The organism is Streptomyces sp. GbtcB7 (assembly GCF_019091445.1).
GTDB lineage: Bacteria > Actinomycetota > Actinomycetes > Streptomycetales > Streptomycetaceae > Streptomyces > Streptomyces mirabilis.
In genome coordinates, this window is record NZ_JAGXJM010000014.1 from 1 (window position 1) to 15,549 (window position 15,549).

8 protein-coding genes are annotated in these 15,549 nt (G+C 70.7%); 1 reads left to right on the plus strand and 7 read right to left on the minus strand.

Features of this window, described 5'->3' with window-relative positions; genetic code table 11:
* Positions 1 to 52 precede the first annotated feature (52 nt).
* Positions 53 to 2,179 carry an alpha-1,4-glucan--maltose-1-phosphate maltosyltransferase gene (locus tag KVT44_RS23065; protein ID WP_217568341.1) on the minus strand — a complete coding sequence of 709 codons (2,127 nt, stop codon included), beginning with the start codon at positions 2,177 to 2,179 and terminating at the stop codon, positions 53 to 55.
* A gap of 194 nt (positions 2,180 to 2,373) precedes the next feature.
* The gene (locus KVT44_RS23070; RefSeq protein ID WP_217568342.1) at positions 2,374 to 3,576 is read right to left on the minus strand and encodes a S8 family peptidase; all 1,203 of its coding nucleotides are present in this window, start codon (positions 3,574 to 3,576) and stop codon (positions 2,374 to 2,376) included.
* Positions 3,577 to 4,248: 672 nt separating this feature from the next.
* On the opposite strand from KVT44_RS23070, the gene glgP reads away from it, so the two are divergent.
* Entirely contained in the window at positions 4,249 to 6,915 is a 2,667-nt protein-coding gene (gene glgP / locus KVT44_RS23075; RefSeq protein ID WP_099925381.1) for an alpha-glucan family phosphorylase, read from the plus strand.
* Positions 6,916 to 6,946: 31 nt separating this feature from the next.
* Here the strand turns inward: glgP and KVT44_RS23080 are convergent, their stop codons facing one another.
* The 5 genes from KVT44_RS23080 to KVT44_RS23100 form a co-directional block, all read right to left on the minus strand.
* Positions 6,947 to 7,462, minus strand: coding sequence for a DUF1990 family protein (locus KVT44_RS23080; protein ID WP_099920597.1), 516 nt, complete (start codon positions 7,460 to 7,462; stop codon positions 6,947 to 6,949).
* A gap of 88 nt (positions 7,463 to 7,550) precedes the next feature.
* Entirely contained in the window at positions 7,551 to 9,209 is a 1,659-nt protein-coding gene (locus KVT44_RS23085) for a M4 family metallopeptidase (protein ID WP_217568343.1), read from the minus strand.
* Between the two features lie 297 nt (positions 9,210 to 9,506).
* Entirely contained in the window at positions 9,507 to 11,549 is a 2,043-nt protein-coding gene (locus tag KVT44_RS23090) for a M4 family metallopeptidase (protein WP_217568344.1), read from the minus strand.
* A 504-nt stretch (positions 11,550 to 12,053) separates the two neighbouring features.
* Complete coding sequence (locus KVT44_RS23095; protein WP_217568345.1) at positions 12,054 to 13,793, minus strand: ABC transporter ATP-binding protein; 1,740 nt, start codon at positions 13,791 to 13,793, stop codon at positions 12,054 to 12,056.
* Complete coding sequence (locus tag KVT44_RS23100) at positions 13,790 to 15,499, minus strand: ABC transporter ATP-binding protein (RefSeq protein WP_217568346.1); 1,710 nt, start codon at positions 15,497 to 15,499, stop codon at positions 13,790 to 13,792. Before KVT44_RS23100 ends, KVT44_RS23095 begins: the two co-directional genes overlap by 4 nt.
* Between the last annotated feature and the right edge of the window lie 50 nt (positions 15,500 to 15,549).

A 15,549-nucleotide genomic window follows, 5' to 3' on the forward strand; every position in this document is an offset into this window, starting at 1 on the left:
CGGTCCCTGGCCGGGGTGTCCTCGAAAGTGTCCGGGACGGGCTCGTTGACGATCATGTGGTGGGTGACCCTCCGATCTGCGGTGAGGACGGTCGCAGGACGGTGAGGATGTGCGCGGGACTATGCCCTGGCTCAAGACGCACATAGTTGGCCCTGCCCCAGTTGTAGGTCTCGCCGGTGAGCTCGTCGCGCACCGGCACGGACTCGTGCCAGTCCAGGCCGAGTTGCGGCATGTCCAACGAGACCGTCGCCTCCTGGGTGTGGTGGGGGTCGAGGTTGACCACCACCACAACCGTGTTCGATCCGCTCCCGTCCGTGACCGACTTCGAGTAGGCGATCACCGCGTCCTTGTCCGTGTGGTGGAAGTGGAGGCCGCGCAACTGGCGCAGTGCCGGACTGCGCCGGCGGATGGCGTTGAGCGCCCTCAGCAATGGCGCGATGCTACGACCCTCCCGCTCCGCCGACTCCCAATCCCGCGGACGCAGTTGGTACTTCTCGGAGTTCAGGTACTCTTCGCCGCCCGCACGCAGGGGGGTGTTCTCACAGAGCTCGAATCCGCTGTAGACGCCCCAGGTCGGAGACAGCGTCGCGGCGAGCACCGCACGCAGTTCGAAGGCCGGCCGCCCGCCGTGCTGAAGGAACTCGTGCAGGATGTCCGGGGTGTTCACGAAGAAATTGGGCCGCATGTAGGCGGCCGCCTCCCCCGACAGCTCACTGAGGTAGTCGGTGAGCTCCTGCTTCGTGTTGCGCCAGGTGAAATAGGTGTACGACTGCTGGAAGCCGACCGCCCCCAGCGTGCGCATCATCGCGGGCCGGGTGAACGCCTCGGCCAGGAAGATCACGTCCGGATCGGTGCGGTTGATGTCCGCGATGACCCGCTCCCAGAAGACGACCGGCTTGGTGTGCGGGTTGTCGACGCGGAAGATCCGCACACCGTGGCTCATCCAGTACCGCAGCACCCGCAGTGTCTCCCGGACCAGCCCCGGCATGTCCTGGTCGAAGGCGATCGGATAGATGTCCTGGTACTTCTTCGGCGGATTCTCCGCGTACGCGATCGATCCGTCGGCCCGGTGGTGGAACCACTCGGGATGCTTCTGCACCCACGGATGATCCGGCGAGCACTGGAGCGCGAAGTCGAGCGCGACCTCCAGCCCCTCCCGCTCCGCCCGCCTCACGAAGGCGTCGAAGTCGTCGATCGTGCCGAGGTCCGGATGAACGGCGTCGTGCCCGCCCTCCGGGGAGCCGATCGCCCACGGCACACCGACGTCGTACGCCCCCGCAGAAAGAGTGTTGTTGGGCCCCTTGCGATAAGTGGTCCCGATGGGATGGATCGGCGGCAGATACACGACATCGAAACCCATCCGCGCGATGGCGGGCAGCCGCTCGGCGGCGCTGCGGAAGGTGCCGTGCACCGGCGGATCGAGATGCCCGCTCTCCGAACGCGGAAAGAACTCGTACCAGGAGCCGTACAGCGCCCGCTCGCGCTCCACCAGCAGAGGCAACGGCTCCGAACTGCTGACCAGTTCACGCAGCGGATGACGAGTGAGGACCCTGTCCACTTCAGGGGTGCGGGCGGCGGCGAGCCGGGCCGCCGAGGAACGGCCGGTGTCCCGCAGCGCGTCCGCCGCGGCGAGGACGACATCCCTTCTGCCCTTGCTCTTCGGTACTCCGGCGGCAGCGCGCTCGTACAGCCGGGCGCCCTCCTCCAGGACCAGTTCCGTGTCGATGCCCGCCGGGATCTTGATCCCCGCGTGATGGCGCCAGGTGGAGACCGGATCGCTCCAGGCCTCCACGGTGTACGTCCAGTGGCCGGTCGTCCCGGCGGAGACGGTGGCGCCCCAGCGGTCGGTGCCGGGGGCGAGTTCGCGCATCGGGGTCCAGGGGCCGGTGCGGCCCTCCGGATCGCGCAGGACGACGTTCGCGGCGACGGCGTCGTGACCTTCGCGGAAGACGGTGGCCGTGACGTCGAAGACCTCGCCGACGACCGCCTTGGCGGGGCGACGGCCTTGCAGGACGAGGGGCCGAACGTCGACGACGGGAATGCGTCCGACGCTCTCGCCGCCTTCGGCGGCCTGTTCGGAGGGTTGCTCCGGGGCGCGGGGGACGGCGTCGACCTTGCGTATGGGGGGTGTGTCGGAGGTGGTCGTCGGGGGTGGCGACGTGTGGTGCGTGGCGGGCATGACCGCTCCTGTCCGCGTCAACGTGGGTGGGCGGATGACGGTGTGGGGAGGTGGGGCCTGCGGGGCGTACCGGGGGAGCCTTCCCACCCTATTCGGGTGAGCAATCCGGCAGGTTGCTAACTACTTACGCGTATGTCTACACACAAGACCGGCCTCGTCCGACGGGCGAGGCCGGTGCCTGCGGCGGCGGTTCCCTAGGAACGGCCGACTTGCAGAAGCCTGTTCGGCGAACCGAGCCCCGCACCGCCGACCTTCCCGTACACCGCCCGCCCGACCAACTCTTTGCCCACTTGGGCCGGCGTCGCCTTCGGGTGGCCGGCGAGATAGAGCGCCGCCGCGCCCGCGACATGCGGGCTCGCCATCGACGTACCGGAGAAGGTCGCCTTCCCGGTGTCGCTCGCGTACGACGCCGACGTGATCGCCACGCCGGGCGCGAACAGGTCGAGCGCCGCCCCGAAGTTGGAGAAGCTCGCCCGGGCGTCGGCCCTGTCGCTCGCCCCGACCGTCAGCGCCTCCTTGACCCGGGCGGGGGAGTACAGCCCGGCGGCCAGCCCGTCGTTGCCCGCCGCGACCGAGTACGTCACTCCGGAGGCGATGGAGTTGCGTACGGCGGCGTCCAGCTGGGCGTTCGCGTGGCCGCCCAGGCTCAGATTGGCGACCGCGGGCTTGTGCGCGTGCCGGGTCACCCAGTCGATACCGGCGATGACCTGCGCGGTGGTGCCGGATCCGGCGTTGTCGAGCACCCGCACGGACACGACCTTGGCCTTCTTCGCCACACCGTAGGTCGTCCCCGCGATGGTCCCGGCGACATGCGTCCCGTGCCCGTTCCCGTCCCCCGCCGCCTTGTCGTTGTCCACGAAGTCCCAGCCGTAACCGGCCCGCCCCCCGAAGTCCTTGTGCGTGATCCGGATCCCCGTGTCGATGACGTACGCCGTCACGCCCGCGCCCGCCGACGCCGGCCACGTGTAGCCCTTGTCGAGCGGCAGAGCGGGCTGGTCGATCCGGTCCAGCCCCCAGGACGGCGGGTTCTTCTCGAAGTGGTCGAGTGTCACCCGGGTGTCCTGGACGACGGAGGCCACACGGGAGTCCGCCGCGAGCCGCCGCGCCTGCTTCTCGCTCACCTGAACCGCGTACCCGTTGAGCGCCGTGCCGTACGTGTGGCTGATTCGCGCTCCGTACTTCTCGGCGATGCCCTTACCCACCGATGACGGAGCCCTCGTACCCCCCTTGAGCGTCACGATGTAACTACCTCTGACGGAACCGGGTTCGCCGGCGCCGAGTATCCGGCCCTCCGGGGCGGCGTGCGCGGGCAGGGTGATGGCCGAAAGCACCGCGGCCGTCGTGACCGCGGTGAGGCATCCTGCCCAGCGCAGACGCCGCTGTCTCGTCTGTGCCATGACGTGAGTTCCCCTCCTCAAGTCGGCGTACGCCGACCGGGACCGACCGGTGTGCGACCGGGGTCGCGCGTACGCCACTTGGCAGCCTCTCGTGTGGTGTGAAGCACCACAAGGCCGCCCATGCGGGCGGAATCGGCCATACCCACCGGGGGTGGGGCGGAATGGTCGCGTCGATTCCCGGTCGACGGTTCCTCTTGTTGACGCCCTCGGCCGAGTCCGTCGGCTGCGGGCCGGTGGGGGCCGTTCGCGCAGTTCCCCGCGCCCCCTAGGCCGGGGCTGCGCCCCGATCCCCCGCTCGGGTGATTCGTTCGGCTGGCGGCCGGTGGGGGCTGGTCGCGCAGTTCCCCGCGCCCCTGAGGCGGGGGCTGCGCCCCGCGTTCCCGCTTGGATCACCACTCCCTGACGTCGACGTCCACTCACCCGCGGTCGGCGGACTGCGGAAGGGGGCGTGGGGGTGTGTCGCAAGCCCGTCGCTTACGTTCGGATCGAGCAGCGGCTCGCTTGCCCGGCCCACGTCTGATCCGGCGGCGACGGGCTCGACACACCCCCACGCCCCCGACCCACCCGCGACGCCGGAGTTCATCGATGCGCCGTGTTGTGGAAACACCCTCGCCGCTACCGTCGTCGGTGACGTACATCCCGCCGCATACGTCTTTTGTGAAGGTGGAACTCGTGAAGGCAATCCGCAGATTCACCGTTCGCCCCGTACTGCCCGACGCCCTTCACCCGCTCAGCGACCTCGCCCGCAACCTGCGCTGGTCCTGGCACGCCGAGACCCGCGACCTCTTCCAGTCCGTCGACCCCGAACGCTGGACCGCCTCCGACGGCGACCCCGTACGCCTGCTCGGCAGCGTCCCTCCCCACCGCCTCGCGGAACTCGCCGAGGACCGCCGCTTCCTGCGCCGCCTCGCCGCCGTCGCCGACGACCTGCGCGACTACGTGACCGGCGAACGCTGGTACCAGACCCAGACCCAGATTCCCGACCTCCCCGCCGCCATCGCCTACTTCTCACCCGAGTTCGGCATCACCGCGGCCCTGCCCCAGTACTCCGGCGGCCTCGGCATCCTCGCCGGCGACCACCTCAAGGCCGCCAGCGACCTCGGCGTACCCCTCATCGGCGTAGGACTCCTCTACCGGCACGGCTACTTCCGGCAGTCCCTCTCCCGAGACGGCTGGCAGCAGGAGCACTATCCCGTCCTCGACCCCAACGAACTCCCTCTCGTACCCCTGCGCGAATCCGACGGCACCCCGGCCCAGGTCACCCTCGCCCTCCCCGGCGCCCGCGCCCTGCGCGCCCGCATCTGGCTGGCCCAGGTCGGTCGCGTCCCCCTCCTCATGCTCGACTCCGACGTCGAGGAGAACGACCTCGGCGAACGCGGGGTGACCGACCGGCTGTACGGCGGCGGCAGCGAGCACCGGCTGCTGCAGGAGATGCTGCTCGGCATCGGCGGGGTACGCGCCGTACGGACGTACTGCCGGCTGACCGGCCACGCCCAGCCCGAGGTGTTCCACACCAACGAGGGCCACGCGGGCTTCCTCGGCCTGGAACGCATCGCCGAACTCGCCGACGGGCAGGACGCGCAGGACGGGCACGACGGGGACGGCGGCAACGGCGGCCTGGACTTCGAGGCCGCTCTCGAATCCGTCCGCGCCGGTACCGTCTTCACCACCCACACCCCCGTCCCCGCCGGCATCGACCGCTTCGACCGCGAACTGGTCGCCCACCACTTCGGCCCGGACGCCGAACTCCCCCGTATCGACGTCGAGCGCATCCTCGGCCTCGGCATGGAGACCTATCCGGGCGGTGAGCCGAACCTCTTCAACATGGCCGTGATGGGGCTCAGGCTCGGCCAGCGGGCCAACGGGGTGTCGCTGCTCCACGGTCACGTCAGCCGCGAGATGTTCTCCGGGCTGTGGCCGGGTTTCGACCCGGACGAGGTCCCGATCACCTCGGTCACCAACGGCGTGCACGCACCGACCTGGGTGGCACCGGAGGTCTTCCGTCTCGGCGCCCGCCAGATCGGCGCCCAGCGCACCGAGGACGCGATGACGGTCGGCGGTTCGGACCGCTGGGACGCGGTGGCGGACATCGCCGACCAGGAGATCTGGGACCTGCGCCGGGTGCTGCGCGAGCAACTGGTCCTCGAGGTACGGGAACGCCTGCACGCCTCCTGGCGCCAGCGCGGCGCCGGAACGGCCGAACTCGGCTGGATCGACGGGGTGCTGGACCCGGACGTCCTCACGATCGGCTTCGCCCGCCGCGTCCCTTCCTACAAACGCCTGACCCTGATGCTGCGCGACCGCGACCGCCTGATGGACCTCCTCCTGCACGCCGAACGCCCGATCCAGATCGTGGTCGCGGGCAAGGCGCACCCCGCCGACGACGGCGGCAAGCGTCTCGTGCAGGAACTGGTCCGGTTCGCGGACGACCCGCGCGTACGCCACCGGATCGTCTTCCTCCCGGACTACGGGATGGCGATGGCGCAGAAGCTGTACCCGGGCTGCGACATCTGGCTGAACAACCCGCTCCGCCCGCTGGAGGCCTGCGGCACGTCAGGGATGAAGGCGGCACTCAACGGCTGTCTGAACCTCTCCGTCCTGGACGGCTGGTGGGACGAGTGGTTCCAGCCGGACTTCGGCTGGGCGATCCCGACGGCGGACGGCACGGCGACGGACGACGACCGCCGTGACGACCTGGAGGCAACGGCCCTCTACGAGCTGCTGGAACAGCGCGTGGCGCCCCGCTTCTACGAGCGGGGTCAGCACGGTCTGCCCGACCGGTGGATCGAGATGGTCCGCCAGACGCTGACCCATCTCGGCCCGAAGGTCCTGGCGGGCCGGATGGTGCGCGAGTACGTGGAGCGCCTGTACGCCCCCGCGGCTCGCGCCCACCGCGCCCTGGTCCCGGAGGCGGCCCGCGAACTCGCCGCCTGGAAGTCCCGCGTCCGGGCGGCCTGGCCCCGGGTCACGGTGGACCATCTGGAGGCCTCCGCCGCCACCACGACCGCCGAACTGGGCACCACCCTCTCCCTGCGCGTGCGGGTGGCGCTGGCCGACCTCGCCCCGGACGACGTCGAGGTCCAGGCGGTCTCGGGCCGCGTCGACTCGCAGGACCGCATCGCGGACGCGAGCTGTGTCCCGCTGAAACCGGTGGGCGGTCCGGACCTGGAAGGGCGCTGGGTGTACGAGGGTCCGCTCTCCCTCGACCGCACCGGCCCGTTCGGCTACACCGTCCGTATTCTCCCCACGCACCGACTGCTCGCGTCCGGCGCCGAGCTGGGCCTGGTGACGATGCCTTCGGAGGAGGTGGGGGAGGAGGCCGGGGTCCTGATGCGCTGAGCGGGCCGAAAGCGGGAGGCGGACAGCGGGCCTACGGTTCGAACCCCGCGCACAGCCGGCGCAGTACCGTCCCGCAGCGCCGTGCGTAGGCGTGCTGGAGCCCCCGGGTCGCCGGTCCGCCCGCGCGGGTGTACCACTTGGCCGCACGGCTGAAGGCGGTCACGGTCAGCCAGACCGTGCCGTCGCCCGTGCGGTCGACCACGAAGGCCTCCTCGCCGTGCTCGGGGTGGCCGGGCAGGGTGCCGTAGGCCCAGCCGGCCCGGCGGTACTCCTCGACCGTCCAGACCACACGGCAGGGGGCCTTGAGGGGGCCGAGCCCGACGGTGACGTCGACTCCGGGGGCCGCCTTGTCGGCGGTGGCGGTGATGCCCACGCCCATCGCGCGGTGCATCTCCCAGGTCATCACCGCTTCGGAGGCGGCGCGGAAGACGGCCTCGCCCTCGCCGACGCGGGTGCGCAGGTGCAGGGGGTGGAACCCCGGCGGGCAGCGGCCGTCGCGCGTCGCGCCCACGTCCTCGTATGTGAAGGGGTTGTCCGGGGAGACCATGGGGGACAGCGTAGGGCGGTACCCGGAGGTGCCTTCTCTCCGGGTACCGCCCAAGGTGCCTAAGGGAGTCTCGAGGACCCCGTGGGCACTAGCTCACGTTGACCGCGGTCCAGGCCGCGGCCACCGCCTTGTACTCGGCGCTGGTCGAGCCGTACAGGGCGGACGCCGCGGAGAGCGTCCCCGTGCGGGCCGCCTTGTAGTTCGTCGTCGACGTGAAGTACGTCGTCAGCGCCTTGTACCAGATCTGCAGGGCCTTGTCCCGGCCGATGCCGGTGACGGCCGTGCCGTTGTACGTGGGCGAGTTGTAGCTGACGCCGTTGATGGTCTTGGCGCCGCTGCCCTCACTCAGCAGGTAGAAGAAGTGGTTGGCGACACCGGACGAGTAGTGCACGTCCAGGTTGCCGACGCTGGAGGACCAGTAGTCGGCGGAGCTGCCGTCCTTGCTGGGCTTGTCCATGTAGCGCAGCGGGGTGCCGTCGCCGTTGATGTTGATCTTCTCGCCGATGAGGTAGTCACCCACGTCGGAGGAGTTCCCCGCGTAGAACTCGACGCCGGTGCCGAAGATGTCGGAGGTCGCCTCGTTCAGACCGCCGGACTCGCCGGAGTAGTTGAGACCGGCCGTGTTGGCGGTGACGCCGTGGCTCATCTCGTGGCCGGCCACGTCCAGCGAGGTCAGCGGGTGGGTGTTCCCGGAGCCGTCGCCGTACGTCATGCAGAAGCAGCTGTCGTCCCAGAACGCGTTGACGTACGCGTTGCCGTAGTGGACGCGGGAGTACGCGCCGACCCCGTTGTTCTTGATGCCGCTGCGGCCGAAGGTGTTCTTGTAGAAGTCCCACGTCTCCTGCGCGCCGTACGCGGCGTCGGCGGCCGCGGTCTGGTCGGTGGTGGAGCTGGAGGCCGCGCCGGTGCCCCAGGTGTCGTCCGCGTCGGTGAACAGGGTGCCCGCGGAGGAGGAGGTGGTGTGCGACTTGTTGTACGTCTTGTGGCCGCCGCGGGTGCCGTCGGTCAGCTGGTACGTCGAGCCCGACAGGGTGGTGTTGAGGCTGACCGTGCCCGAGTAGAGGGTCTTGCCGGTGCCGGTCTCGATGCCCTGGTACTCGTAGAGCTTCTTGCCGGTGGCCGCGTCGGTGATGACGTGCAGCTCGTTCGGGGTGCCGTCGTCTTGGAGACCGCCGATGACCGTCTCGTAGGCGAGGGTGGGCTTGCCGGTGGCGGCCCAGATCACCTTGCGGGGGGCGCGGTCGGCCGTGGTCTTCTCCGAGCCGGCGGCCTTCGCGGCGGTGAGGGCCTGCTTCTCGGCCTTCGCGGTGGTGACCTGCGGCTTCAGCGAGGCGACCTTGATGGCCGTCTTCACGGCCTTGGTGACGCCCTCGGTCTTGCCGGCCTTGGACTCGTGGACGACCAGGTCGCCGCCGAGGACCGGAAGGCCGTTGTACGTGCGCTCGTAGCGGGTGTGCACGGTGCCGTCCGCGTCCTTGAGGACGTCTCGGACGACGAGCTTCTCCTTGGCGCCGAGGCCTATCTGCTGGGCGGTCTCGGGCGCGGCCGCGTCGGCCTGCTGGATCAGGCTCGTGCGCGTGGCGGCGGAGAGCTGGACCGTGGCGCCGGGGAGCTTCGCCTTGGCGGCGGCCGACTCGGTCTGGGCGGAGGCACCGGTGGTCAGACCGGTGGTGAGCAGGGCTCCGGCAGCGACAGCAGTGGCGATGGCCAGAGTGGTGCGCTTGTGACGCGCGTAGAGGGGGGTCACGCAATCTCCTCTTGTGGGGGCGACCGGACGGCGTGGGGTGGCCGTACGGAAGGTGTGAAGTTGCGGTGCGGGTGAGCCGTGCGGTGGAAGAGTGACATCCAGGACGCGTACATGTCAGGAGGGCGATGAAATCTTGGCCGAAAAGCGTCCGTTGGATGAAGATCACTGTTCGTTGTGCGGATCTCGATCTTGGTCAAGCGTCAATAAAAGCAGGGTCATGGCGCGGCAAAGAGGGCGCCGCCCCGGGGGTCGAACCCCGGGGCGGCGCCCTCTCGATGCCGTGTGTTCAGGTGCGGTCTACGGGAACGTCAGCTTCCAGCTGTTGATGTAGCCGGTGTCCTGCGCGGCCTTGTCCTGGACCCTCAACTTCCAAGTGCCATTGGCTACTTCGGAGGACGCGTTGACCGTGTAGGTCTCCTGGACGTTGTCCGCCGAGTCGGAGGAGCTGAAGGCCTTCAGGGGGTACACCGTGCCGTCCGGGGCCAGCAGATCCACGACCAGGTCGCCGCGCCAGGTGTGCACGATGTCCACGTCGACCAGAAGGTTCGACGGGGCGTTGCCGGTACGGCCGGTGACCGCGATCGACGACGTCACGGCCGGCCCGTTGTCCGGAATCGATACGTCGCCGGTGTTCTCGAACGACGTACCGGTGCCGCCGCCACCGCCGGGACGCGAGCCGACCTTCACGGCCGCCCAGGCGTTCTGCACCGCCGTGTACTCGGCGCTCGTCGTGCCGTACAGCTCGCCCGTCGCCGCGAGCGTGCCGGTGCGGGCCGCCGCGTAGTTGGTGGTCGAGGTGAACTTGGTGGTGAGCGCCCGGTACCAGATCTGCAGGGCCTTGTCCCGGCCGATGCCGGTGACCGGAAGGCCGTCGGCGGTCGGCGAGTTGTAGCTGACGCCGTTGATGACCTTGGCGCCGCTGCCCTCGCTCAGCAGGTAGAAGAAGTGGTTGGCGACACCGGACGAGTAGTGGACGTCGAGACCGCCCACGCTGGAGGACCAGTTGTCCGCCGAGCCGCCGTCCTTGCTGGGCTTGTCCATGTAGCGCAGCGGGGTGCCGTCGCCGTTGATGTCGATCTTCTCGCCGATGAGGTAGTCACCGGGGTCGGAGGCGTTGTTGGCGTAGAACTCGACGCCGGTGCCGAAGATGTCCGAGGTCGCCTCGTTCAGACCGCCGGACTCGCCCGAGTAGTTGAGACCCGCGGTGTTGGAGGTGACGCCGTGGCTCATCTCGTGCCCGGCCACGTCCAGCGCGGTCAGCGGGTCCGCGTTGCCGGCCCCGTCGCCGTACGTCATGCAGAAGCAGCTGTCGTCCCAGAACGCGTTGATGTACGCGTTGCCGTAGTGGACCCGGGAGTACGCACCCACGCCGTTGTTCTTGATGCCGCTGCGGCCGAAGGTGGTCTTGTAGAAGTCCCAGGTCTCGGCGGCGCCGTAGTGCGCGTCGGCGCCCGCGGTCGCGGCGTTCGACGTGGTGCCGTTGCCCCAGGTGTCGCTGGTCTGCGAGAACAGGGTGCCGGTGCCGGACGTGCCGCGGTTGAGGTTGTACGTCTTGTGGCCGCCGCGCGCGCCGTCGGTGAGCGTGTAGTTGGAGCCCGACTGCGTGGTCGTCAGCGTCACCTGGCCGCTGTACTGGGTGTTGCCGATACCGGTCTCGATGCCCTGGTACTCGTAGAGCTTCTTGCCGGTGGCCGCGTCGGTGATGACGTGCAGCTGGTTCGGGGTGCCGTCGTCCTGGAAGCCGCCGACGACCGTCTCGTACGCGAGGGTCGGTGTGCCGTTCGCCGCCCAGATCACTTTCCGGGGCGCCCGGTCGGCGTCGGTCTTCTTCGAACCGTCGGCCTTGGCGACGGAGAGGGCCTGCTTCTCCGCCTTCGAGGCGGCGATGGCGGGCGTGAGCGAGGCGACCTTGAGGGTGGCCCGCGTCGCCTTGATGACCCGCTCGGTCTTCCCTGCCTTGGTGGTGTCGACCACGAGGTCGCCGCCGAGGACCGGGAGTCCCGCGTACGTGCGTTCGTAGCGGGTGTGGACCGTGCCGTCCGCGTCCTTGATGACGTCGCGGGCGACGAGCTTCTCCTTGGCCCCGAGACCCAGGTCCTTGGCGGTGGCCGCCTTGGCGGCGTCCGCGTCGCGTATCAGCTCCGCGCGCTGCGAAGGCGTGAGCTGGACGGCGAGAGAGCCACGGTTGATCTTGCCGAGGGAGGATTTCTGGGGGGTCGCGCTCGCGGCGCCAGACTGGACGGCCGCGGCCAGCAGGGCGGAGACGCCGACGAGGGCGACGGCCGCGACACGGCGCTGGGTGGTGTGGGAGGTGCGTCTGTGGGAGGAACTGCTGCTCAACACACTGACTCCTTCTGCGTGGCCACGGCTCGCGCGGCCAGTGGGGATCCGGTCGGGGTGGGTACCCGTCCGGGCAGAACAGGGCAGAACAGGGCAGAACAGGGTGGAACGCGGAACCAGTTGCCTGGGGATCCACGGCCACGACACGGCGACGGTGCTGTGAGGTTGCTGTGAAGTTGCCGTGGGAAGAGTGGCAGGAGATTTCGCTTTCTGTCAGGACCGCGTCAGGAACTTGGCCGGAATTCGTCCGTTGTCCGGGTGTTCATGTTCGGCATGCGGACTGTTCGCCGGAGTGCGTCCGGTCCGTGACGGGGCGACGTGCGACCGCCCTGCCGCACCGCGCCCAGAGCGGCCGGACGAGCCCCGACGCGCCCGGCCCTGACCCCCGCTCAGGCTCCGCCCTGGCCCCCGCTCAGGCTCCGCCCTGGCCCCCGCTCAGGCTCCGCCCTGGCCCCCGCTCAGGCTCCGCCCTGCCCCCGGCTCAGGCCCCTGCTCGCCCCCGCCCTAGTCCCCGTGCCACGTCCGCCAAAGTGCCGCGTACGCCCCCTCGGCCGCCGCCAGCTCGTCATGCGTGCCGAGTTCGGTGAGCAGTCCGTCCTCCATCACGGCGACCCGGTCCGCGTCGTGCGCGGTGTGCAGCCGGTGCGCGATGGCGATCACGGTGCGCCCCTCCAGTACGGCGGCGAGCGCACGCTCGGTGTGGCGCGCGGTCGTCGGATCGAGCAGGGCGGTCGCCTCGTCGAGGATGAGGGTGTGCGGGTCGGCCAGCACCACCCGGGCCAGGGCGAGCTGCTGGGCCCGCGACCCGTCCGTCCGGCGGCCGCCGGTGCCGAGCTCGGTGTCCAGGCCGTCCGGCAGCTCCCGGACCCAGCCGTCGGCACCGACGGCGGCCAGCGCCGCCCACAACGCCGCGTCATCGGCGGCGGGTTCGGCGATCAGCAGGTTGTCGCGAACGGTGCCCAGGAACACGTGGTGCTCCTGGGTGACGAGGACGACCTGGCGGCGCAGCTGCTCGGGATCGAGGTCGGCGATCGGTACACCCCCCACCGTCACCGACCCGGACCGCGGCGCGTCGATGCCCGCGAGCAGTCGGCTCAGAGTGGTCTTCCCGGCGCCGGAGGGCCCGACGACGGCCAGCCGCTCCCCGGGCCGCACGGTCAGGTCGACTCCGCGCAGCACCTCGCCCCCGCGGTCGTAGGAGTAGCGGACATCCGTCACGTCGATCCGGTCGTCGACCGGGGTGGGCGAGCCCGACGGTACGGCCCGTGGCGCGCGGGCCAGCCCCTCGACGCGGGCGAACGAGGCGCCGCTGCTCTGGAGCTGCTCGACCTGCATCAGGATCTGGTCGAGAGGCTCGGCGAGCTGGCGCAGATACAGGGTCGCGGCGACCACCGCACCCAGGCTCATCGCCCCCCTCGCGTGCAGGGCACCGCCCACCAGCAGGACGGCGACCACGGGAACGACGTACGACACCTCCACGGCCGGGAAGAACACGCTGCGCAGGAACAGGGTCCGCATCCGCCTGACGCGGGACGTCTCCAGCGTCCGACGGCTCGCGGCGATCCGGCCGCGCTGCAGCCCGAAGGCCTCCACCGTACGGGCACCGGACGCGGTGGCCGCGAGGATCTCGGCGACGTCCGAGGTGGCGGTGCCCTCGGCGAGATACGCGGTGCGCGCACGGCGCAGGTACCAGCGCAGGGCGAACCAGATGCCGACGAGCCCGAGCACCCCGCAGGCGCCGAGCAGCGGGGCGATGACGAAGACCGCGCCGAGGATGAACAACGCCTGGGCGCACGAGATGAGCAGTTCGGGCCCGGCGTCGCGCAGGGTGTTGCCCACCACGGTGACATCGGCGGTGCCGCGCGCGGTCAGGTCGCCGGTGCCGGCCCGCTCCACGACCGAGGCGGGCAGACTCAGCGCCCGCTCCACGAACTGCTCCCGCACCCGGGCCAGCGTCCGCTCCCCGAAACGGTGCCCCACGTACCGGGCCCACCGCGCCAGCAGCAGCTGCGCCAGCGAGCACACCAGGATGACCGACGCCAGCCGGTCCACGACGTCCACACCGCCCCCGGCCCGTACGTCGTCGATGATCCGCCCGAGCAGCCAGGGCCCGACCAGACCGGCCACGGCGGCCAGCGAGTTGAGGCCGAGCACGGCGGCGAAGGACCGCCCGTCCGCCCGGATCAGCCGCAGTGCCGCCCGGCGCACCTCGGCGGGTTCGGCGACCGGCAGATGCGCGCTCATCGCAGGACCTCTTCCGTGTCGCGGGCCACCAGTGCCCGGTATGCCGGCTCCCCGTCGAGGAGTTCGTGATGGCTGCCGCTCGCCGCTACCTTGCCGTCGACCAGGAAGTGCACGGTGTCCACCTGGTCGAGCATCAGCGGCGAGGTGCTGGTGACGACGGTCGTACGGCCCGAGCGGGCGACCCGCAGCCGGGCCGCCACGGCCGCCTCGGTGTGCGCGTCGAGCGCCGAGGTGGGTTCGACGGCGAGCAGTACCTCGGGGTCGGCGAGCAGCGCCCGTACCAGGCGTACGCGCTGTCGCTGGCCGCCGGAGAGGCTGCGGCCCTGGGCGGCGACGTCCGAGTCGAGACCGTCGGGGAGACCGAGCACGATGTCGTCCGCCGCCGCCGCGCGCACCGCCCGGGCGATCGCCTCCTCGTCGTGCTCCCGGCGGCCGGAGACCAGCTCGCGCAGGGTGCCCGCGAACAGGTCGGCCTCGTTGTCCGCGACCAGGATCCGCTCGCGCACCTGCGCCAGGGCGATCTCGTCGAGCCGTACGCCACCCCACGTGACCGCCGACTCCGCGTACCGGCCGAGGCGGTCGACGACGGCCTCGGACTCCACGGGAACTGCTCCGACCAGCGCGGTGAGCCGCCCCGGCAGCACCCGTACCCCGGAGTCCGGATCGTGCAGCACCGCCGGGGAGGCGGGCGCGTCCCGGGCGTCGGGGTGGTCGGCGACGGGCTCCAGGGACAGGAACCGTACGACACGCCGGGCGGCGACGACGGCCCGGCTCAGCTGGTAGCCGCTCTGGATGAAGAAGTACACCGGCATCACGAGGACCGCGACATAGCCGTACACGGACACCAACTGGCCGATGGTGATCTCCCCCTGGGCGGCCAGCCGGGCCGCGAGCCAGGTCACGACGGAGAGGAAGAGGGTCGGCAGTCCCGTGCCCAGCGCCTGGATCCAGCTGGTCGACGCCCCCACCCGGTACCCCTGCGCCCGCAGCTGCTGCGAGTCGCGGCGGAAGGTGTCCGCGAACAGCCCCTTGCCACCCAGGCCGTTGAGGACGCGCAGGCCACCCGCGAGGTCGCCGATCCGCGCGGTCAGCACGCCCTGCCGCTCGCGGTACTCGGTCTCCGCACCCTGCAGCCGACCCATCAGCGGGCCGACGAGCCCGGCGATCAGCGGCACCCCGAGGAGGATCACCACCGACAGCTGGAGCGAGACCGACATCAGCAACGCGGCCACCACGCCGTAGGTGACGATCGCGGCGATGCCGGGACCGACGACGGTCAGCGACTGGCTGATCGTCTGGACGTCACCGACGCCGATCGTGACGACCTCCCCGGCGCCGACCTGGCGGCCCAGCGCGGCACCCAGCCGCGCCGACTGCCTCACCACGACCTTGACCGTACGGAAGTTGGCGTCCATCCGGACCCTGGTCATGGTGCGGTGCCGCAGGATGCCCAGCCAGGCGTTGAACACCCCGATGCCCAGCACGGCGGCCGTCCAGCCGAACAGCGCGCCCTGGTCGCCCGGCTCCAGGCCGTCGTCGATCGCGCGGGAGAGTAGATACGGCGGCAGCGCCAGGAGCGTCATCCACACCGTGGCGAGCAGCGCGCCGGCCGCGCTGCGCCCCGACTGCCGGGTGACCAGCCACCACAGATACCGCCACCCGCCCCGACAGTCGGGCGTCCCCGGGTCTTCGTAGGCGTCGATCATCCAGCCCTCATGCCTTTCACTCGCCGTCCGCCGTACGAGTCGCTCGCCGT